The organism is Billgrantia ethanolica (assembly GCF_021404305.1).
Taxonomy (GTDB): Bacteria; Pseudomonadota; Gammaproteobacteria; order Pseudomonadales; family Halomonadaceae; genus Halomonas; species Halomonas ethanolica.
In genome coordinates, this window is the sequence record NZ_JABFTX010000001.1 from 574545 (window position 1) to 593736 (window position 19192).

Here is a 19192-nt window from a genome sequence, read left to right on the forward strand (position 1 = left end):
CATGGATTCATCGCGACTCTGGTTGCTACGGCCGTTCGGCGAGCGCTCGACGCTGATCTTTCTCGGCGTGCTGCTGGCGGCCATGACGCTGGTAACGCTGCTGCACGTGGCGGTGCCACCCGGCCACCCGCTCTATGTCAGCGCTTATACCGTTAACTTATTTGGCAAGTACCTGAGCTATGCGCTGCTGGCGGTGGCGGTGGATCTGGTGTGGGGCTATCTCGGTATCCTCAGCCTCGGGCATGGCGCTTTCTTCGCCCTGGGCGGCTACGCCATGGGCATGTACCTGATGCGCCAGATCGGCGACCGCGGCGTCTACGGCCACCCGGTGCTGCCCGATTTCATGGTGTTCCTGAACTGGGACAGCCTGCCGTGGTACTGGTACGGCTTCGACATGGCCTGGTTCGCCTTTCTGATGGTGCTGCTGGTGCCGGGGGCACTGGCGCTGGTGTTCGGCTTCCTGGCGTTCCGCTCGCGGGTCACCGGGGTCTATCTGTCGATCATCACCCAGGCGCTCACCTTCGCCCTGATGCTGGCCTTCTTCCGCAACGAGATGGGCTTCGGCGGCAACAACGGGCTGACCGACTTCCGCGAGATCCTCGGCTTCAACCTGCGCAGCAGCGAGACCCGGCTGGGCCTCTTCCTGGCTACCGGCGTGGCCCTGGCGCTGGGTTACGTGCTGTGCCGGGCCATCGTCACCAGCAAGCTGGGCCGGGTGTGCGTGGCGACCCGCGACGCCGAGGCGCGCACGCGCTTTCTCGGCTATCGGGTCGAGCGCTTCCAACTGTTCGTGTTCACGGTCTCGGCCATGCTGGCGGGGCTTGCCGGGGCGCTCTACGTGCCCCAGGTCGGCATCATCAACCCCAGCGAGTTTTCGCCGCTGTTCTCCATCGAGATCGTGCTGTGGGTGGCGCTGGGCGGCCGGGCGACGCTCTATGGGGCGGTGATCGGGGCGATACTGGTCAACTACGCCAAGACGGTCTTCACCGGGGCAATGCCGGACGCCTGGCTGTTCGCCCTGGGCGGACTCTTCGTGCTGGTCACGGTGTTCCTGCCCAAGGGGGTGGCAGGACTGCTGGCGCTCAGGCTGCGCCGCCGCCGAGACGCTGACGGTTCGTTTTCCGGCAAGGAGGCATCGGCATGAGCATTCTGCGTTCCCTGGCCAGCCGTGACCGGGTCTTCGATTTCCTGGTGCCCGTGGAGTCGCCGGTCGACGTGCGGCACGGGCCGATCCTCTACCTGGAGGACGTGACGGTCAGCTTCGACGGCTTCAAGGCGATCAACGATCTCAACCTGACCATCGACGACGGCGAGCTGCGCTGCATCATCGGGCCCAACGGTGCCGGCAAGACCACCATGATGGACATCATCACCGGCAAGACCCGGCCCGACAGCGGCCAGGTCTGGTTCGGCAGCCGCCACGACCTGCTGACCCTGAACGAGCCGGAGATCGCCAGCCTCGGCATCGGCCGCAAGTTCCAGAAGCCCACGGTGTTCGAAGCGCTCACGGTGTTCGAGAACCTGGAGCTGGCGATGGCCGCCGACAAGCGCATCCTGCCCACGCTCACCGCCCGCATCAATGGCGAGATTCGCGACCGCATCGATGAAATGCTCGATGTCATCGGATTGAAGGCGTTGCATGGCCGTCCGGCGGGCATTCTCTCCCATGGTCAGAAACAGTGGCTGGAGATCGGCATGCTGCTGATGCAGCGGCCGCGTCTGCTGCTGGTGGATGAGCCGGTAGCGGGCATGACCGAGCAGGAGATGGAGCGTACCGCCGAGCTGTTGACCGGGCTTGCCGGCAAGCAGTCGGTGGTGGTGGTGGAGCACGACATGGGCTTCGTGCGTTCCATCGCACGCAAGGTGACGGTACTGCATCAGGGCAGCGTACTGGCGGAGGGCAGCATGGACCAGGTCTCCAGTGACCCGCGGGTGGTCGAGGTTTACCTGGGCGCCGAAGCCGAAGAGGAGGCGGTTTGATGCTCGAAATCGACAAGCTCAATCAGTACTACGGCGAGAGCCACACTCTGTGGGATCTCGACCTGGCCGTGCCGGCGGGGCAGTGTACCTGCGTGATGGGCCGCAACGGAGTGGGCAAGACTACCCTGATGAAGGCCGTCATGGGCGAGGTGAAGGTCTCCTCCGGCAGCATTCGCTACGCTGACGATGTCGAGCTGACCAAGCGGCGAGTGGAGGATCGCTCGCGCCTGGGAATCGGTTACGTGCCCCAGGGGCGGCAGATCTTCCCCTTGCTGACCGTCGAGGAAAACCTGCGCACCGGACTGGCGGCGCGGGGCGACGGCAGGCGCACCATTCCGGAGCGGATTTTCGAACTCTTCCCCGTGCTCAAGGAGATGAAGCACCGCCGTGGCGGCGATCTCTCCGGTGGGCAGCAGCAGCAGTTGGCCATCGGCCGTGCACTGGTGATCGAACCGCGGCTGCTGATCCTCGACGAACCGGGCGAGGGTATCCAGCCCAATATCGTCACCCTGATCGGCGAGGTGATTCGCAGGCTTATTGCGGAAGACGACCTCACCGTGCTGCTGGTGGAACAGAAGCTGCCCTTCGCCCGCAAGTACGCCGACCGCTTCGTGATCATGGATCGCGGCAGGCCGGTGGCCAAGGGGGAGATCGCAGAACTCTCCGATGCGCTGATCAAGGAGCACCTGACGGTATAGGCGACGGTGACGGTGCCCGCACCAGAAGGGTGCTGTGGACGAAAATGGTGCATGAGGTTGGTGCAAAAGCGCTGATCTGGCGCACCAAAAGGAGTCGGCGAGTCGTGGTTGCGGCTCGCCGCTTTTTTATAAGATGTTGTTTATAAAGGCGAGTTGGGGCGATTCACCAAGCTGGTACGACCCTTGCTGAAGGGTTGGTCAGATATGTATGCCACGAGCCGCCAATGACCGCTTTCGCCACCTCCGCTGTCGCCAAGCCAGCGCCGCACTCCGGCCATCGCTTCGATGCCGAGCGTCACTGGGCGGCGTCGCTGACGCTCGGCTTCGACTGCCGCGATGGGCGCACGCGTATGGTCGAGGCTCGCCACCGCGGCCCGCTACGAGTGCAGCGGCCGTTCTACCCGGAAGGGCGAGATGGCGCCTGCCACGTCTACTTGCTGCATCCACCCGGCGGGTTGGTCAGCGGCGATGCCTTGAGCATTTCAGCGCGGGTCGAGCCGCAAGCCCATGCGCTGCTGACCACGCCTGCCGCCAACAAGCTCTACCGGGCCGACAGCCACGGCGTGGCATGGGAACAGCGCATCAGCCTCAAGGTATCGCAGCACGGCATGCTCGAATGGCTGCCCCAGGAGACCATCGCCTTCGATGGCTCGCGGGGCGTGCAGGAGACGCTCATCGAACTCGATGCGGGGGCACGCTGCCTGGGCTGGGAGGTGCTGGCGCTGGGCCGCCCGGCGAGCCGACTGCCCTATGTGTCGGGGCGCATCGATCAGCGCTTTCGGCTGTATCGCGACGGCAAGCCACTGTGGCTGGAGCGCCAACCGCTCGATCCGGCGCACCCGCGCTTTACCGGTCGCTGGGGGCAGGGCGGCGCCAGCGTGCAGGCCACCCTGTGGGCCGTGGGTCTCAGCGACGAACCCGCCGCCATCGAGGCGCTGCGTGAGGCGATCCCACCAAGCTCGCGCTGGGCGGTGACCCTACGCCGCGGCGTGCTGCTGCTGCGTTACCTGGGCCATGAACGCAACGAAGCCTGGGAGATCTGCCGGCAAGCCTGGGCCTGCCTTAGGCCGCTGCTCATCGGTGTACCCGCTCATCCGCCCCGTATCTGGTTCACCTGACTCACCAGGAGAGACGCATGGAACTGACCCCGAGAGACAAGGACAAGCTGCTGTTGTTCTCCGCCGCTCAGCTGGCCGAACGACGCCGGGCCCGCGGCCTCAAGCTCAACTATCCCGAAGCCGTGGCACTGATCAGCTTCGAGATCATGGAAGGTGCGCGCGATGGGCGCAGCGTGGCCGAACTGATGGGCTACGGTCGCGAGATCCTCGGCCGCGACGATGTGATGGAAGGCGTCGCCGAGATGGTGCACGAGGTACAGGTCGAGGCCACCTTTCCCGACGGCACCAAACTAGTGACTGTCCACTCACCCATTGTGTAAGGAGCCATCCATGATTCCTGGTGAGTATCAGCTGAAGGACGGCGAGATCGAGCTCTGCGCCGGGCGCGAGCGGATCACGCTGGAGGTGGCCAATACCGGCGACCGGCCGATCCAGGTTGGCTCCCATTATCACTTCGCCGAAACCAACCCGGCGCTGGTCTTCGACCGTGCCAAGGCGCGCGGCTTTCGCCTGGACGTGGCGGCGGGAACGGCGATTCGCTTCGAGCCGGGCCAGATCCGTGAAGTCACGCTGATCCCCTTTGCCGGCAGCCGTCACATCTACGGTTTCCGCGGCGAGGTGATGGGCCCGCTCTCTATCGCGCCCGCCCCCGTGCGCAAATCGTCATCCGGCGACGCAGCGAATGGAGACCCGTCATGAGCACGCCTAACAAGATCAGCCGGCAGGCCTATGCCGACATGTACGGCCCCACCGTGGGCGACCGGGTGCGCCTGGGCGACACCGAGCTGTGGATCGAGGTGGAGCGCGACGCCACCCACTACGGCGAGGAGGTGAAGTTCGGCGGCGGCAAGGTGATCCGCGACGGCATGGGCCAGAGCCAGCGCGCCGACGCCACGGTGATGGACACGGTGATCACCAACGCCCTGATCCTCGACTGGTGGGGCATCGTCAAGGCCGATGTCGGCATCCAGGCGGGCCGCATCGCGGTCATCGGCAAGGCGGGCAACCCGGACACCCAGCCCGACGTGGAGATCGTCATCGGCCCCGGCACCGAGATCATCGCCGGCGAGGGCAAGATCCTCACCGCTGGCGGCATCGACGCTCACATCCACTTCATCTGCCCCCAGCAGGTGGAGGAGGCGCTGATGAGCGGCATCACCACCATGCTCGGCGGCGGCACCGGACCTGCCACCGGCAGCAATGCCACCACCTGCACGCCGGGCGCCTGGCACATCGGCAGAATGCTGCAGGCGGTGGACGAGCTGCCGATGAACATCGGCCTGCTCGGCAAGGGCAACGCCAGCCTGCCCGAGGCGCTGGAAGCGCAGATCGAGGCGGGCGTCATCGGCCTCAAGCTGCACGAGGACTGGGGCACCACGCCGGCCTCCATCGACACCTGCCTGAGCGTGGCCGAGCGCTACGACGTGCAGATCGCCATCCATACCGACACGCTCAACGAGTCGGGCTTCGTCGAGGACACCCTGGCTGCCTTCAAGGAGCGTGGCATCCACACCTACCACACCGAGGGCGCCGGTGGCGGTCACGCGCCGGACATTCTCATCGCATGCTCCAAGTCCTACGTGCTGCCGTCGTCGACCAACCCGACGCGACCCTACACGATCAACACCATCGACGAGCATCTCGACATGCTGATGGTGTGTCACCACCTCGATCCCAACATTCCCGAGGACGTGGCCTTCGCCGACTCGCGCATTCGCCGCGAGACCATCGCCGCCGAGGACATCCTGCAGGACATGGGGGTGATCTCGATGATCGCCTCGGACTCCCAGGCCATGGGGCGGGTTGGGGAGGTGGTGTGCCGCACCTGGCAGACCGCGCACAAGATGAAGGTGCAGCGCGGGCTGCTGCCGGAGGACGAGGCGCTCGGCGCCGACAACTTCCGCGCCCGGCGCTACATCGCCAAGTACACCATCAACCCGGCGATCACCCATGGCATCGCCCATGAGGTGGGCTCCATCGAGGTGGGCAAGCTGGCCGACCTGGTGCTGTGGAGCCCCGCCTTCTTCGGCGTCAAGCCGGCGCTGATCCTCAAGGCCGGCATGATCGCGGCGGCGCCGATGGGCGACCCCAACGCCTCGATCCCTACGCCGCAGCCGGTGCACTACCGCCCCATGTTCGGTGCCTTCGGCCGCGCGGCGAGCCAGAGCCGCGTGAGCTTCGTCAGCCAGGCAGCGCTGGACGCCGGCGTCGGGGAGCGGCTGGGGCTCGTGAGCCCACTGGTGGCGTGCAAGAACGTGCGCGGGGTGCGCAAGAGCGACATGAAGCTCAACGACGCCTGCCCCGAGCTCAGCGTCGATCCGCAGACCTACGAGGTGCGCTGCGACGGCGAGCTGCTGACCTGCGAGCCGGCTACCGAGCTGCCATTGGCTCAGCGCTACCACCTGTTCTGAATCATGACGACATCGCCAAGCCAGCTTGTCATCGCGAAACCTCACGTGATCGCTGACACCACGGGCGAAGCGACGCGGTCGATCTTCATGGATGAAGGTCGAGGAAAGCCGGCACAGGGATGTGCCGTCTTTCCGACCGCGGGAGTTCGCACATGGTGTCAGGGTTTCGGTCACGTGGCGTTGAGCGAGGGCAAGGCTGGCGGCCAGCGAAGAGGCAATAGCAATGCTGAAACTGATCGAACGCCTGGGACCCATCGAGGGGCGCCAGGCCAGCGACACCCTCACGCTGCCCTATGAGCTGCGCATTCGCGGTCGGCTCAAGGCGGTGAGCGACTCCGGTCGCGAGCTGGGGCTGTTTCTCGACCGTGGCCCGGTGTTGCGCCATGGCGATGGGCTGCGCGCCGAGAGCGGCGAGATCGTGCGGGTCAGGGCTGCTGACGAGCCGGTGGTGACCGCCCGGGTCCAAGCGGGCTTGCCCCTGGCGCGGCTCGCCTACCATCTGGGCAATCGCCATGTGCAGCTGGCCCTGGGAGAGGATGCCGGGGGAGGCTATGTGCGCTTCCCACCGGACCATGTGCTGGAGGAACTGGCCGAGCTGCTGGGGGCGAGTCTGGAGCGGCACGAGGCGCCCTTCGACCCCGAGCCGGGCGCCTACACCCAGCTCGGACACTCCCATGCTCATGACCACGACCACGACCACGACCACAGCCAGCATGGCCATCATCATGCCCACTGAGGCGACCCGGTCGAGCATGACTCCAGGTGATGACCTGGCGCTGCTGGGGCTGCTGCAGCTGGTCAGCCCGGCGCTGCCGATCGGTGCCTTCGCCTTCTCCCAGGGGCTCGAGAGCGCCTTCGAGCTAGGCTGGGTGCGTGATGAGGCGAGCCTCGGCGATTGGTTGGCCGGTGTGCTCGACGATGGCCTGACTCGCTGCGAGCTGCCGGTGCTGGCGCGTCTGCAGCAGGCCTGGGCGGATGAGGATGCCGAGGCGATCGCACAGTGGGATGGCTGGCTTGCCGCCAACCGCGAAACCGCCGAGCTGGCCGCCGAGGATTCGCGCCTGGGCGCCTCGCTGGCACGGCTGCTGGGCAGCCTGGCACTGCTACCCGGCGACCGCTCGGGCGAGGCGCCCGGTCTACCGGCCGGGGCGGGCTACGTGACGGTGTTTGCCTGGGCCGCCCAGGTACGTGGGGTGGCGCCGCGCCAGGCCATGCTCGGCTTTGCCTGGGCCTGGCTCGAGAACCAGCTGGCGGTGGCCTGCAAGGCGCTGCCGCTGGGGCATACCGCCGCTCAGCGCCTGGTCGAGCGGCTGCGCCCGGCGCTGGTGGACGCCGTGGATGAGGCGCTCGCGCTCGAGGACGACGAACTCGGCCCGGCGCTGCCCGGCCTGGCGCTGGCCAGCGCGTTGCACGAAACGCAGTACTCGCGCCTGTTTCGGAGTTGATTGTGATGATCTGCCAGCCAGTCCGCTGCGCTCACCACACCACGCGCCTGAAACCCTGGCGCTCCGGCCGGACTCCCGCGGTCGGAAAGACGGCACATCCCAGTGCCGGCTTTCCTCGATCTTCATCCATGAAGATCGCCCGCGTCGTCTCGGCCATCGCCCCAGCGATCGCGTGAGGTGGATTCGGCAGCAACTGGTCTGGCGCCTGTCGACATAACAGTGCCGCTAAGGTGGCCAAGGAGACGAAGATGACACATTGCCTACGCGTCGGCGTCGGTGGCCCGGTGGGGTCCGGCAAGACGGCCCTGCTCAAGCAGCTGTGCCTGGCGCTGCGCGACCACTACGACATCGCCGTGGTGACCAACGACATCTACACCCGCGAGGACGCTGATTTCCTGCTGCGCCACGAGGCGCTGCCGGCCGACCGCATCCTCGGCGTGGAGACCGGGGGCTGCCCGCATACGGCGATCCGCGAGGATGCCTCGATGAACCTCGCCGCCATCGACGAACTGCAGGAGCGGCATCCAGGCCTGGAGCTGGTGCTGGTGGAGTCCGGTGGCGACAACCTCTCGGCCACCTTCAGCCCCGAGCTGTCCGATCTGACCCTCTACGTGATCGACGTCTCTGCCGGCGACAAGATCCCGCGCAAGGGCGGCCCCGGTATCACCAAGTCGGATCTGCTGATCATCAACAAGATCGACATCGCCGAGCAGGTTCACGCCTCGCTCGAGGTGATGGAGCGCGATTCGAAGAAGATGCGCGGCGAGCGTCCGTTCGTCTTCACCAACCTTTACGACGGCGTCGGCCTCGAGGAGATCATCCGCTACATTCTCGATCGCGGCATGCTGCCGGAGCGACGGCCCCTGAGCCAGTCGGCCACAGCCTGACACTCACTGACACCAACATCCTTGGCAAGGAGATCGCCATCATGACAACGACTCGTTCCACCTCCTCGCAGCTGGCGCTGCTCGCGGCACCGATGCTCCTCCTCCTCGCCGGGCTGGCCGTGGCCCACCCGGGGCATGATCACGCCCATGGCGGTGGTTTTGCCGCCGGCCTGGCCCACCCGCTGCTGGGCGTCGATCACCTGCTGGCGATGCTGGCGGTGGGGCTGTGGAGCCTGCGCCAGAGCCGTGCTTTCAGCCTTGCTGCGCCGGCTCTGGCCGCGGGCGGCATGTTGTTGGGAGCGGTGCTGGCCTGGGCCGGCATGGTATTGCCGGGCGTGGAGTTCGGTATCGCCATGTCGGTGCTGTTGGCAGGGGTACTGATCGCGGCGCTGGTCAAGGTACCCACGCTGGTGGGGGCGGGTGTGGTCGTGCTGTTCATGCTGTTCCACGGCCATGCCCATGGCAGCGAGATGCCCCACGGTGCCTCCATGCTGGCCTATCTGGCCGGCTTCACCCTGGCGACCCTTGCCATCACCTACGCAGGGCGTGCGGCGGGGGCGTTCCTGATGGCGCGTGAGAACCGTATCCTGCGGGCGCTGGGCGTTGCAATCGCCGCTGCCGGGGCGCTGTTCGCCCTGGGCTGATCCTTACTCGCAATCCTGGTTTTGTCGCGCCCGGCTTCGGCCGGGCACGACGTATTAGCAAAAATTGACAGATAACGCTTCGCCGCCCAGCTTTAGGGGGATGCTTGGGCAAAGGAGAGCGCATGGATACGCTACTGCTGGCGATCAAGATCGTCGTCACCCTGTTGGTCGCGATTCTTTTCGTGCAGAACATCAACCTGGTCGAGGTGCGTTTCCTTACCTGGGGGATGCGGATGCCGTTGGCGCTGCTGCTGCTGGTGATCTACGTGCTGGGCATGGTAAGCGGCAAGTCGCTGTTTCACCTGCTGAGTCGGTTGCGTAGCCGGCGCAGTCGAGGCCCACGCCATTGATCGCTACTTCAGTCCAAATGGGTGACCGGTTCGCGGCGAGGATCCACGTACCACGGTAGGCCGCGGCGGGCGTTGTACTCGAGTTCTGCGATCACCTGAGCGCCGAGCAGCAGGATCATGGCGCCGACCTCCAGGGTGAGCAGCACCACGATGATGGTGGCAAGCGAGCCATAGACCACATTGACCAGCGAGACATTGAGAAAATAGAACATCAGTAGGAAGCGCACCCCCTCCCACAGCAACGCTGCGACGAAGCCGCCCACCAAGGCGCGTTTGAGAGCGATTTTTACTACCGGCAGCACCTTGTAGATGCCGCTGAAGAGCAGAAACACGCCGAAGAAACTGAACAGGTTGAGCAGCGGGTCCGAGAGCCCGGCCAGGGGCATTTCACGTCCTACCACTGCCATCCATAGCGTGCCGATGGCCTCGGCCAGGGTCACCATCAGGGTGAGGGCGGCCAGCCCGGCACCCAGAACCAGCATGAAGAGATAAGGCAGCAGCACTGAAACCCAAACGCTGCGCTTCGGATGGGCTTCCGGCGTGTGGAAGATGATGGCCAGCGCATCCTCTAGCATGCGAAAGGCGAAGGAGCTGAAGACCAGCAACACCAGAATGCCGAAGATACCGATTACGTCTCGCGACTCGAGCAGGGCTCGCACAGCTTCCAGCAAGCCTGCGGCATGAGCTGGCGCGAGGTGATCCAACTGAACGGCAAGCACCTCGAGCAGCACATTTTCGTCCATGATCTGGGTCAGCAGCACGGCGAGCAGGGCAAAGAGGGGAACGATGGAGAGCAGGATGTTGTAACCGACGCCGCCAGCAAGCAGGATGCCACGGTTGCGCAGAAAGTTTGTCAGAACGCGCCAGAGGAAGGCGCCCGTACGTGGCAACAGCACGAACATGACACGCTGCGACTTGCGTACCTGGGACATGGCGAGCGTCGCTCCTTGTGCCGTTTTGCGAGATCCTGACTCGTAAGGTATTCGCCTCGGTAGGCGACCACAAGTCGGCCGCTTCGCTGGCTGGATTTCACGGGTCCGCTACACTGGGGGCTGACGGTGGCCTGGTTGTCACCACGTCGACTACTTCAAACCCGACGGCAAGGAGAGCTGTATGCGAAATATCATCTATATCATTGGCCTGATCGTGGTGGTGCTTTTCATCCTGTCGATGCTGGGGCTGCGCTAGGCTTGGCGTCATGACCTAGCTGGACGGTCATGACGAGCGGGAAGGTAAGGCTGCTTCAGGCCTCCCTGAGCAGCCTTTCCACCAGCCCATGCAGGAGCTCCTGACGAAACCGGGAGCCATCTGAGCTGGGTGCGGGGTCAGCCGTGATGGCGATGGTCAGGGCCCGCGAGGGAATCACATACAGGCCTTGCCCGCCGAACCCACGCCCGTAATAGACTTGTTCGCCCGCCAGGGCGGTGATGAACCAACCATATCCATAGCCATCATTCGTCCAGCGCGACGTGCCGCGCGACTGCCAGGAAGCTTCCACCCAGCCTTGCGGCAGCACTCGGGTGCCGTTGATCTCGCCGTGCTGACGATAGAGTTCGCCAATCCGGATCAGCGCCTTGGGTGAGAGTGACATGTCGTTACCGCCGAAATAGATGCCTTGAGGGTCCTGAGGCCAGGCAGGGATCGTGATGTCCAATGGCTCCCCAAGCAGGCGCCGGGCCAGAGCCAGGGTACTTTCGCCGGTCGCTTCGGTCAGTGCTGCCGAAAGCAAATGAGAGCTGCCGGTGGAGTAGAGCATGGCACCGCCGGGGCGATCCACGAACGGGCGGCTGAGTGCATCGGCCACCCAGTCACTGCTGGCCACCCAGGCGCCATAATTGTTGCCGGAGGTGCGCTCGAGCCCCGCCTGCAGTGTCAGCAGGTGCTCCACGGTGATCTCGGCAACACGCCGGTCGACCCCGGCGGGGACTCTGGGCCCCAGCAGCTCGATGATGGGCTGGTCGACGTTATCGATCAGGCCCGCTTCGATGGCGGCACCGACCAAGGCGGCCAGAACGGTCTTGGAGAGCGACTTGATGTTGACCGGTTGATCGGTGCCGGGTCCTTGCAAACGATGGTCGAGGACGATCTCGCCATGCTCGGCAACGACCACGGCATGCAGGCGTGGGATCTCGCCTGCTTCTGCGGCGAGTCGGCTCAGCGCTCGTTCATTCGTCGGCGTGTTCGCCTGCGCCATGCCTTGCTGCATGAGTGGCCCGGTCAGCACGCAAAGCAGCGCCAGCAGCAAGGCGGGGAGCCAGCGAGGACGAGCATGCCAGGCCAGAGTAGTCAGGGGCTTCGACATGCTTGTTCTCCGGTCGTGTGCCTGTTTACCTATTCTAGACAGCATACCGATGGAGGCTGTGAACATGTTTGGTGCGTTGGCAACCCCATGCTATGGAAGACGTCATCAGGTGTGTCTCGCACGGCTGCCAGGCTGGCTGGCTGCCGCACTGGCCGTGCTAGTGCTGACCGGCTGCGCCGGTCGCGTCGTGCCGCCCGAGCCGCGCTCGCTCGAACAGCCGGTTGGCATTTATCTGCTCGATCATGGCCGGCATGCCAGCCTGGTACTGCCACGTGAATCGGGGGGCGTGGTGCGCTACAGCTATGGCGACTGGCGCTGGTACGTCGAGGGGCGTCAGCACGCGCTGAGCGGTGCCGCGGCCATGTTGTGGCCAACCGATGCGGGTATTGGGCGGGCTGAACACCCCGACATAGCGACTCCTGAACAGTTTCACCGGCTGGCCCCGGAGGGGCTGACAGACGTCTACCCCCTGGAAGCCGACATGGGTCGTGTGCTGGCCTTGAAGCGGCGCCTGGACGCGCACTTCGAGCGAGCCGAGATGGAGCCGGTGCCGAGTGAGCAGTACGGGCTGGAGTTCGTGCCCTATCCACGCGGCTACTCTGCCGCTCATCAGTCGAATCTGGTGGTTGCCCAATGGCTGCGTGAACTCGACTTCGAGGTTCGCGGTTCGCCTTGGCTGTCGAACTGGCGGGTCGCTGCACGCTGACGGAACGCGATTGCTACACGCTAATTCTCATACGCTAAGCTTGACGAACGGTTTGCCAGCGGCTTCCTTTCGCCGCCCTGGTTGCCTATGTATGCTGAGGAAGGAACCTACGCGAGCGTCACGTCACGCGTGACGATCAACACGGACCATCTGGAGGGTCTTGCCCATGTCGGAAACACCCGAAAGTCCACTCTACAAAGACAGACGCGTCATGGCCCTGGTGGCCATCGCCGTGCTGGCCATCCTGTGGGCGATTCTTGCCCATAACAGCGCCGGCAATCAGCGTGAACGCAGCGCCGCGCTCGAGGAGCAGCTGGTTTCGCTGGAAGGTGAGCACCAGGAGTTGGTCAGAGAGCTCAACGAGCGCAATGAGGCAGGGGAGAACATCGAAGCGCTGGAGCGACGGCTGGCCGAACTCGAGGAGGAACGGCAGTCGGCGGAAGCCGCCCTGCATGACGAGCAGGAAGCCTTGCGCAGCGAGATCGAGCGTCTCGAAGCCGAGGCAGCAGAAGCATCGGCCCGCATCGGCGAGTTGCAGGAGGAGCGCGAGGCGCTGGAGGGCGATGTCGAGGCACGCCGTGGCGAGCAGGCCGAAATGGAGGAGAGCCTGACGGCGCTGCGTGATGATTACCAGGCGGTAGACGAAGCACGTGCCGATGCCGATGCGGCCCGTCAGGATGCGGAAAGCGCACGTCAGGAAGCCGAGGCCGCTCGCCAGACCGCGGAAGAGGAGCGTCAGGAGGCGGAAGAGGCGCGCCGTCAGGCCGAAGAGGAGCTCGAGCAGATATCCAGTGAGCTGGAACGCATGCGTGAGGAGGCCGCAAGTGGGCAGCAGCAGCTCGATACGCTGAATCAGGCGATCGAGGAGCGCCAGCAGACGGTCGAAGCGCTGGAGAACGACATCGAGGCGCTGGAGGCCTGGCGTAGCGAAGTCGAGAGCGAAGTCGGCGAGATCCGCGACGAACGCGAGGCGGCCACGTCAGAGCTCGAGGCGATTCGCCAGGAGCGCGATGAGACCAGCGAAGAGATCGAGTCGGCCCGTAGCGAACTCGAGGAGCTGGAGGCCCAGGTTGAGCGCCGTCAGCAGCAGCTCGAGCAGGTCGAGGAGCAGCTTGCCCAGTGGCGCGATGCACTGGGGGACCTCGAGCTGCGCACTCAACAAGGTCAGCAACAGGGCCAGCCTCAAGGCCAGCAGGCTACTCAACAGGCGCCGCAAGAAGAGGAAGAGGCCGAAGAGGCCGAAGAGGCCGAGAGCAACTGAGCGCCGTGAGGGCGAAACGATGCGGCGGGCCTCGGCCCGCCGCATGTCTTTATGGAGACTTCGATGTCGCTCGGTCGCGCTCGTCTCGGGAGCTGGCGCGTTATACTGAGCGTGTCAGACAATTGCCATTCGCAGGACACTCATCTGCAGGAATAAGGAGTCAGTCGTGATCGAAGGGGTCAAGCATATCGTGGCCGTGGCATCCGGCAAGGGTGGGGTGGGCAAGTCTACCGTCACCGTCAATCTGGCGCTGGCCATGGTTGCCGAAGGGTATCGTGTCGGCATTCTCGATGCCGACATCCACGGCCCCAGTCAGGCGCAAATGCTGGGAGTGCCGGAAGGCGTGCGGCCCCAGCAGGCCGGGGAGAACAAGTTCCGGCCGCTGGAGACCCATGGCGTACAGGCCATGTCGATGGCCTTCATGGTCGACACCCGGGAGCCCATGGTGTGGCGGGGACCGATGGTGGCGGGGGCCTTTCAGCAGCTGCTGACTCAAACGGCCTGGGACAATCTCGATGTGCTGTTCATCGACATGCCGCCGGGCACCGGCGACATTCAGCTGACGTTGGCACAGAAGGTGCCGGTGGATGGGGCGGTGATCGTGACCACGCCTCAGGACATCGCTCTGCTCGATGCCCGCAAGGGGATCGAGATGTTCCGCAAGGTCAACGTGCCGGTGCTGGGCGTGGTGGAGAACATGAGCCTGCACGTGTGCTCCCAGTGCGGTCACGCCGAGCCGATCTTCGGTGAAGGCGGCGGTGAGCGTATCGCTGGTGAGTACGAGACCAAGGTTCTGGGCAGGCTGCCGCTGGCGCTGTCGATCCGCGAACAGGTGGACGGCGGCCGGCCCACCGTTGTTGCCGAGCCGGAAGGCGAGGTGACGGCGACCTTCCGCGACATGGCGCGACAGATCGCCGCTGAGCTTGGCGGCCAGTCGCCGAGCGAAGGGCCGAGCATCTCGTTCAGCGATTGAGCCGGCAACCCCGCGTTTGCGGTGGGGTCGTGACGCATGAGTGTAGGGCCGCTATGATAGCGGCCCTACTTCATCCTTCGGCACAACTTCTCTCAGGACGTCCCATGAGCATCAAGCCCGACAGTTGGATCCGCCGCATGGCCGAGCGGGAAGGCATGATCGAACCCTTCGAAGCCGATCAGGTGCGTTACGTCAACGATCAGCGGGTGATCTCCTACGGCACCTCCAGCTATGGCTACGATGTCCGCTGTGCCGACGAATTCAAGGTGTTCACCAACATTCACTCGGCGGTGGTCGACCCCAAGAATTTCGATGAGAAGAGCTTCGTCGACATCAAGGGCGATGTCTGCATCATTCCGCCCAACTCCTTCGCCCTGGCGCGCACCGTGGAGTATTTCCGCATTCCGCGCAGCGTGCTGACTATCTGCCTGGGCAAATCGACCTACGCCCGCTGCGGCATCATCGTCAACGTGACGCCGCTGGAGCCGGAGTGGGAAGGACACGTGACCCTGGAGTTCTCCAACACCACCAACCTGCCGGCCAAGATCTACGCCAACGAGGGTGTGGCGCAGATGCTGTTCCTGGAGTCGGATGAGGTGTGTTCGACCTCTTACAAGGATCGCGGCGGCAAGTATATGGGGCAGAGGGGAGTGACTCTGCCCCGTACCTAACTCCCTACTCCTCGTCCAGTTCTTCGGCGGCGTCGGCGTGGGAGAGTCGTAGGCCCTGGGGCGGCAGCGGGGTGCCGTCGAGCAGGGCGCTCTCACCTTCGAGGCGCAGGCGCCCCTCGAGGAACCACTTCACCGCGATGGGGTAGATCAGGTGTTCACGGGCGTGCACCTTCTCCTTCAGGCTGGCTTCGGTCTCGCCATCGCTTACCTGCACCACGGCCTGGATCGCGACCGGGCCGCCGTCTAGCTCCTCGGTGACGAAGTGCACGCTGCAGCCGTGTTCGGCCACGCCGTCCGCGAGTGCCTTGGCGTGGGTGTTGAGACCCCGGTAGGCGGGTAGCAGGGAAGGGTGGATGTTGAGCAAGCGGCCGTGGAAGCGCTGCACGAAGCGTGAGCTCAGGATGCGCATGAAGCCGGCCAGCACCACCAGATCGGGTTCGTGGCGCTCAATCACCTTGATCAGGGCGCCATCGTAGGCTTCGCGACTCTCGTACTCGCCGTGGGGCAGCACCACGGCGTCGATGCCGGCATCACGGGCACGCTGCAGGCCGTAGGCGTCCGCGACGTTGGATATCACCGCCACGATCTCGCCGCCCAGACGATCATGGGTCTGCTCGTCGATCAGCGCCTGCAGGTTGCTGCCGTTACCCGAGATCAGCACCACCACCCGGCGTGTGCCGGTGGGTTCGGGGGTGAAGTCCGTCATGGTGTCGCCGTCGTACGCTTCGCTCATGCCTCGAGGTTCTCCAGCACAACCGCTTCTTCGCCTTCGCCGCGGGCGACGATCTCGCCGATGCGATAGACCGTCTCGCCCTGTGCCTGCAGGTGAGCGCGGGCCTGGTCGGCCTTGTCGGCGGAAACCACGACGACCATGCCGATGCCGCAGTTGAGCACGCGGTGCATTTCATGCTCCGCCACGTTGCCCTGCTGCTGTAGCCAGTCGAACAGCGCCGGCCGTGTCCAGCTCTTCACGTCGATGCGTGCCGCCAGGGAGTCGGGCAGGACCCGGGGAATGTTCTCCAGCAACCCGCCGCCGGTGATGTGCGACAGGGCGTGAACGGCGACGCCGCTCTCCTTGATCAGCGACAGCAGCGGCTTGACGTAGATCCGTGTGGGGGCGAGCAGGGCGTCACCGAGCGGCCGGCCATCGATGGCGGTATCCAGCGATGCGTCGCTCACTTCGAGGATCTTGCGGATCAGGGAATAGCCGTTGGAGTGTGCGCCGCTGGAGGCGATGCCCAGCAGCACGTCGCCTTCGCCGACCTTGCTGCCGTCGAGGATCTCGGATTTCTCCACCACGCCGACGCAGAATCCGGCCAGGTCGTAGTCGCTGCCCTCGTACATGCCCGGCATCTCGGCGGTTTCGCCACCTACCAGGGCGCAGCCGGCCCGCTCGCAGCCCTCACCGATACCGGCGACCACATCGGCAGCGATGTCCACATCGAGCTTGCCCGTGGCATAGTAGTCGAGGAAGAACAGCGGCTCGGCACCGGCCACCACCAGATCGTTGACGCACATGGCGACCAGATCGATACCGATGGTGTCATGGCGGCCGAGGTCCATTGCCAGGCGCAGCTTGGTCCCCACGCCGTCGGTACCGGAGACCAGAACCGGTTCGCGATAGCCGCTAGGGAGCTGGCACAAGGCGCCGAAGCCGCCCAGTCCGCCCATCACCTCGGGGCGCATGGTGCGCTTGGCGACGCCCTTGATACGGTCGACCAGGGCATTGCCGGCATCGATGTCGACACCGGCATCCTTGTAGCTCAGCGATGCCTTGGCGTTGTCGGGAGAGGTGGAATCGGTCATGGCCTGTCCTGTACGAAGAAGAATACGTAGTTAGTGGTCCGGCGGTCGGCGCAAGGCAGCGCTCACCTTGAAGGCCGAAGCAGTGGGCAAGATCGGGCCGGAATTGTAGCATCACGACGCACGGCTCGCATCGCCGTGAACGTTAACGCAGGGAGGGGTGATGCGTAGAGAATGGTGGGTCCTGATCGGTGCGGTGGCCATGGTGTGGCTGCTGTTCCAGTTGGAAACGATGCTGATGCCGTTCATCGCCGGCATCATCCTGGCGTACCTCACTGACCCGTTGGCCAATCGGCTCCAGCGCCTGGGCATGTCACGTACCCTCGCGGTATGCGGGGTCTTCCTGATCATGACGCTGGTGCTGGTAGTGGCGTTGCTGGTACTGATTCCGCTGCTGGTGCAGCAACTACGCCAGTTCGGGCAGATGGTTCCGGGCATCTTCGAGTGGGTGGAAACGGTGCTGGCCCCGCAGATACAGGGCTGGACGGGCCTGGACATGGCCGCAGGGCTGGACGACGTGCAGCAGACGATGGCTGAGCATTGGCAGGATGCCGGCGGCTATCTGGCCCAGTTCCTGGGGCAGGTGGGTCGTTCCGGCGCGGCGTTCTTGGCCTGGGTCACTTATTTCGCCTTGATTCCGGTTGTCACCTTCTACCTGCTTCTCGATTGGGAGCGGCTGTTGATCAATCTGCGCTCCATGGTCCCCCGCCGCCTGGAGCCGGATGCGGTGCGCTTGAGCCAGCGCTGCGATGAAGTGCTTTCGGCCTTCCTGCGGGGACAGCTGATGGTGATGCTGACCCTGGGGGCGATCTATGCCCTTGGGCTGACTCTCATGGGGCTTCGTTTCGGCCTGTTGATCGGCATGCTGGCAGGGTTGGCCAGCATCGTGCCGTTTCTCGGTTTCATCGTCGGTATCAGCGTCGCGCTCATCGTCGCCCTCTTTCAGTTCGACTCATGGTTGGCGCTGCTCGGGGTGGTCGTCGTTTTCTCCATCGGGCAGGTCATCGAAAGCGTGGTGCTCCAGCCCAAGCTGCTGGGCGATCGTATCGGCTTGCACCCTGTGGCGGTCATCTTCGCCGTGCTGGCGGGGGGAAATCTTTTCGGCTTCACCGGGGTGCTCCTGGCGCTGCCGGCGGCGGCCGTGATCATGGTACTCTTGCGCGAACTGCATGAACGCTACAAACGCAGCAGCCTTTACGACGCCGATACAAAAGAGCGTCGCAGCGAGGATCCACCATGAGCCGAGCGCCTGCGCAGTTGCCCTTGGGGGTGGGGCTGCGTGACGATGCCACTTTCGAGAGTTTTCTTCCGGCAGGGAATGCCACCTTGCTGGATCGCCTTTCGCGGCAGTTGGATGAAGACGGCGAGCCGTTCCTCTTCCTGTGGGGAGCGTCCGGCAGCGGTCGCAGTCATCTGTTGCAGGCCGCCTGCCATGCGGCGTCCGACCGCGATCTTCGCGCGCTGTACTTGCCGTTGCACGACCTGGGACATTTCCCGCCTTTGATGCTTGAAGACGTGGAGCGCCTCGATCTGGTGGCCATCGATGATGTGGATGACGTCATCGGCCGGCGCCGCTGGGAGGAGGGCTTGTTTCATGCCTTCAATCGCTTGCGCGATGCCGGCAAGCGGCTGGTGATGTCGGCGTCGGCGGCGCCACGCCAGCTTCCGGTCGCGCTGCCCGATCTGGCCTCGCGCCTGACCTGGGGAGTCACCTTTCAACTGCAGCGGCTGGATGACAGCGAGAGGCTGCAGGCCTTGCAGCTGCGCGCGCGTATCCGTGGCATGCAGCTTTCCGAAGAGGTGGCCCGCTATATTCTCCATCGCGGCCCGCGACGTCTGGATGAGTTGTTCGACGAGCTGGCCGTTCTCGACCGTGCTTCGCTATCGGCCCAGCGCAAGCTGACGATTCCCTTCGTCAAGCAGGCGCTGGGCTGGTAGCGCAG

At 64.8% G+C, this 19192-nt stretch carries 22 protein-coding genes; 18 read left to right on the top strand and 4 right to left on the bottom strand.

What is annotated here, in order from left to right:
• Position 1 precedes the first annotated feature (1 nt).
• From urtC to HOP53_RS02700, 12 genes are all read left to right on the top strand, one after another.
• Positions 2-1144: an urea ABC transporter permease subunit UrtC gene (gene urtC, locus HOP53_RS02645; protein WP_234268561.1), complete on the top strand. Its 1143-nt coding sequence runs from the start codon at positions 2-4 to the stop codon at positions 1142-1144.
• A complete protein-coding gene (gene urtD, locus HOP53_RS02650; RefSeq protein ID WP_234268562.1) occupies positions 1141-1980 on the top strand; it encodes an urea ABC transporter ATP-binding protein UrtD in 840 nt (279 codons plus the stop codon). Before urtC ends, urtD begins: the two co-directional genes overlap by 4 nt.
• Positions 1980-2678, top strand: coding sequence for an urea ABC transporter ATP-binding subunit UrtE (urtE, locus tag HOP53_RS02655; RefSeq protein WP_234268563.1), 699 nt, complete (start codon positions 1980-1982; stop codon positions 2676-2678). The genes urtD and urtE overlap by 1 nt, the downstream gene beginning before the upstream one ends.
• A gap of 224 nt (positions 2679-2902) precedes the next feature.
• Positions 2903-3796, top strand: a complete 894-nt coding sequence (locus HOP53_RS02660; RefSeq protein WP_234268564.1) for an urease accessory protein UreD — start codon at positions 2903-2905, stop codon at positions 3794-3796.
• Positions 3797-3813: 17 nt separating this feature from the next.
• Positions 3814-4116 (top strand): urease subunit gamma, encoded by a 303-nt coding sequence (ureA, locus tag HOP53_RS02665; RefSeq protein WP_234268565.1) that lies wholly within the window; start codon positions 3814-3816, stop codon positions 4114-4116.
• A gap of 10 nt (positions 4117-4126) precedes the next feature.
• Positions 4127-4495, top strand: coding sequence for an urease subunit beta (locus HOP53_RS02670; protein WP_234268566.1), 369 nt, complete (start codon positions 4127-4129; stop codon positions 4493-4495).
• Positions 4492-6207 (top strand): urease subunit alpha, encoded by a 1716-nt coding sequence (ureC, locus tag HOP53_RS02675; RefSeq protein ID WP_234268567.1) that lies wholly within the window; start codon positions 4492-4494, stop codon positions 6205-6207. The genes HOP53_RS02670 and ureC overlap by 4 nt, the downstream gene beginning before the upstream one ends.
• A gap of 223 nt (positions 6208-6430) precedes the next feature.
• A complete protein-coding gene (gene ureE / locus HOP53_RS02680; RefSeq protein ID WP_234268568.1) occupies positions 6431-6943 on the top strand; it encodes an urease accessory protein UreE in 513 nt (170 codons plus the stop codon).
• Entirely contained in the window at positions 6933-7652 is a 720-nt protein-coding gene (locus HOP53_RS02685) for an urease accessory protein UreF (protein ID WP_422677601.1), read from the top strand. Before ureE ends, HOP53_RS02685 begins: the two co-directional genes overlap by 11 nt.
• Before the next feature lie 248 nt (positions 7653-7900).
• Positions 7901-8539 (top strand): urease accessory protein UreG, encoded by a 639-nt coding sequence (ureG, locus tag HOP53_RS02690; protein ID WP_234268569.1) that lies wholly within the window; start codon positions 7901-7903, stop codon positions 8537-8539.
• A 41-nt stretch (positions 8540-8580) separates the two neighbouring features.
• Positions 8581-9183, top strand: coding sequence for a HupE/UreJ family protein (locus HOP53_RS02695; RefSeq protein WP_234268570.1), 603 nt, complete (start codon positions 8581-8583; stop codon positions 9181-9183).
• Between the two features lie 122 nt (positions 9184-9305).
• Positions 9306-9533, top strand: coding sequence for a lipopolysaccharide assembly protein LapA domain-containing protein (locus HOP53_RS02700; protein ID WP_234268571.1), 228 nt, complete (start codon positions 9306-9308; stop codon positions 9531-9533).
• A gap of 8 nt (positions 9534-9541) precedes the next feature.
• Here HOP53_RS02700 and HOP53_RS02705 read toward each other — a convergent pair whose 3' ends face one another.
• Positions 9542-10465 (bottom strand): YihY/virulence factor BrkB family protein, encoded by a 924-nt coding sequence (locus HOP53_RS02705; RefSeq protein WP_234268572.1) that lies wholly within the window; start codon positions 10463-10465, stop codon positions 9542-9544.
• Positions 10466-10776: 311 nt separating this feature from the next.
• Positions 10777-11835, bottom strand: coding sequence for a serine hydrolase domain-containing protein (locus HOP53_RS02710; protein ID WP_234268573.1), 1059 nt, complete (start codon positions 11833-11835; stop codon positions 10777-10779).
• Positions 11836-11944: 109 nt separating this feature from the next.
• Here HOP53_RS02710 and HOP53_RS02715 point away from each other — a divergent pair, with 109 nt between their 5' ends.
• From HOP53_RS02715 to dcd, 4 genes are all read left to right on the top strand, one after another.
• Positions 11945-12541, top strand: a complete 597-nt coding sequence (locus HOP53_RS02715; protein WP_234268574.1) for a hypothetical protein — start codon at positions 11945-11947, stop codon at positions 12539-12541.
• 166 nt (positions 12542-12707) lie between these two features.
• On the top strand, positions 12708-13802 hold the full coding sequence (locus HOP53_RS02720) for an alanine-zipper protein (protein ID WP_234268575.1): 1095 nt from the start codon (positions 12708-12710) through the stop codon (positions 13800-13802).
• A gap of 142 nt (positions 13803-13944) precedes the next feature.
• Positions 13945-14775 carry an iron-sulfur cluster carrier protein ApbC gene (gene apbC / locus HOP53_RS02725; RefSeq protein ID WP_103967799.1) on the top strand — a complete coding sequence of 277 codons (831 nt, stop codon included), beginning with the start codon at positions 13945-13947 and terminating at the stop codon, positions 14773-14775.
• Positions 14776-14879: 104 nt separating this feature from the next.
• Positions 14880-15446: a dCTP deaminase gene (gene dcd, locus HOP53_RS02730; RefSeq protein WP_234268576.1), complete on the top strand. Its 567-nt coding sequence runs from the start codon at positions 14880-14882 to the stop codon at positions 15444-15446.
• A gap of 4 nt (positions 15447-15450) precedes the next feature.
• Here dcd and purN read toward each other — a convergent pair whose 3' ends face one another.
• Complete coding sequence (gene purN / locus HOP53_RS02735; RefSeq protein WP_234268577.1) at positions 15451-16179, bottom strand: phosphoribosylglycinamide formyltransferase; 729 nt, start codon at positions 16177-16179, stop codon at positions 15451-15453.
• Entirely contained in the window at positions 16176-17252 is a 1077-nt protein-coding gene (purM, locus tag HOP53_RS02740; RefSeq protein WP_234268578.1) for a phosphoribosylformylglycinamidine cyclo-ligase, read from the bottom strand. The genes purN and purM overlap by 4 nt, the downstream gene beginning before the upstream one ends.
• Before the next feature lie 160 nt (positions 17253-17412).
• Here purM and HOP53_RS02745 point away from each other — a divergent pair, with 160 nt between their 5' ends.
• Positions 17413-18489, top strand: coding sequence for an AI-2E family transporter (locus tag HOP53_RS02745; RefSeq protein ID WP_234268579.1), 1077 nt, complete (start codon positions 17413-17415; stop codon positions 18487-18489).
• Positions 18486-19187: a DnaA regulatory inactivator Hda gene (hda, locus tag HOP53_RS02750; RefSeq protein WP_234268580.1), complete on the top strand. Its 702-nt coding sequence runs from the start codon at positions 18486-18488 to the stop codon at positions 19185-19187. The genes HOP53_RS02745 and hda overlap by 4 nt, the downstream gene beginning before the upstream one ends.
• Positions 19188-19192: the final 5 nt, after the last annotated feature.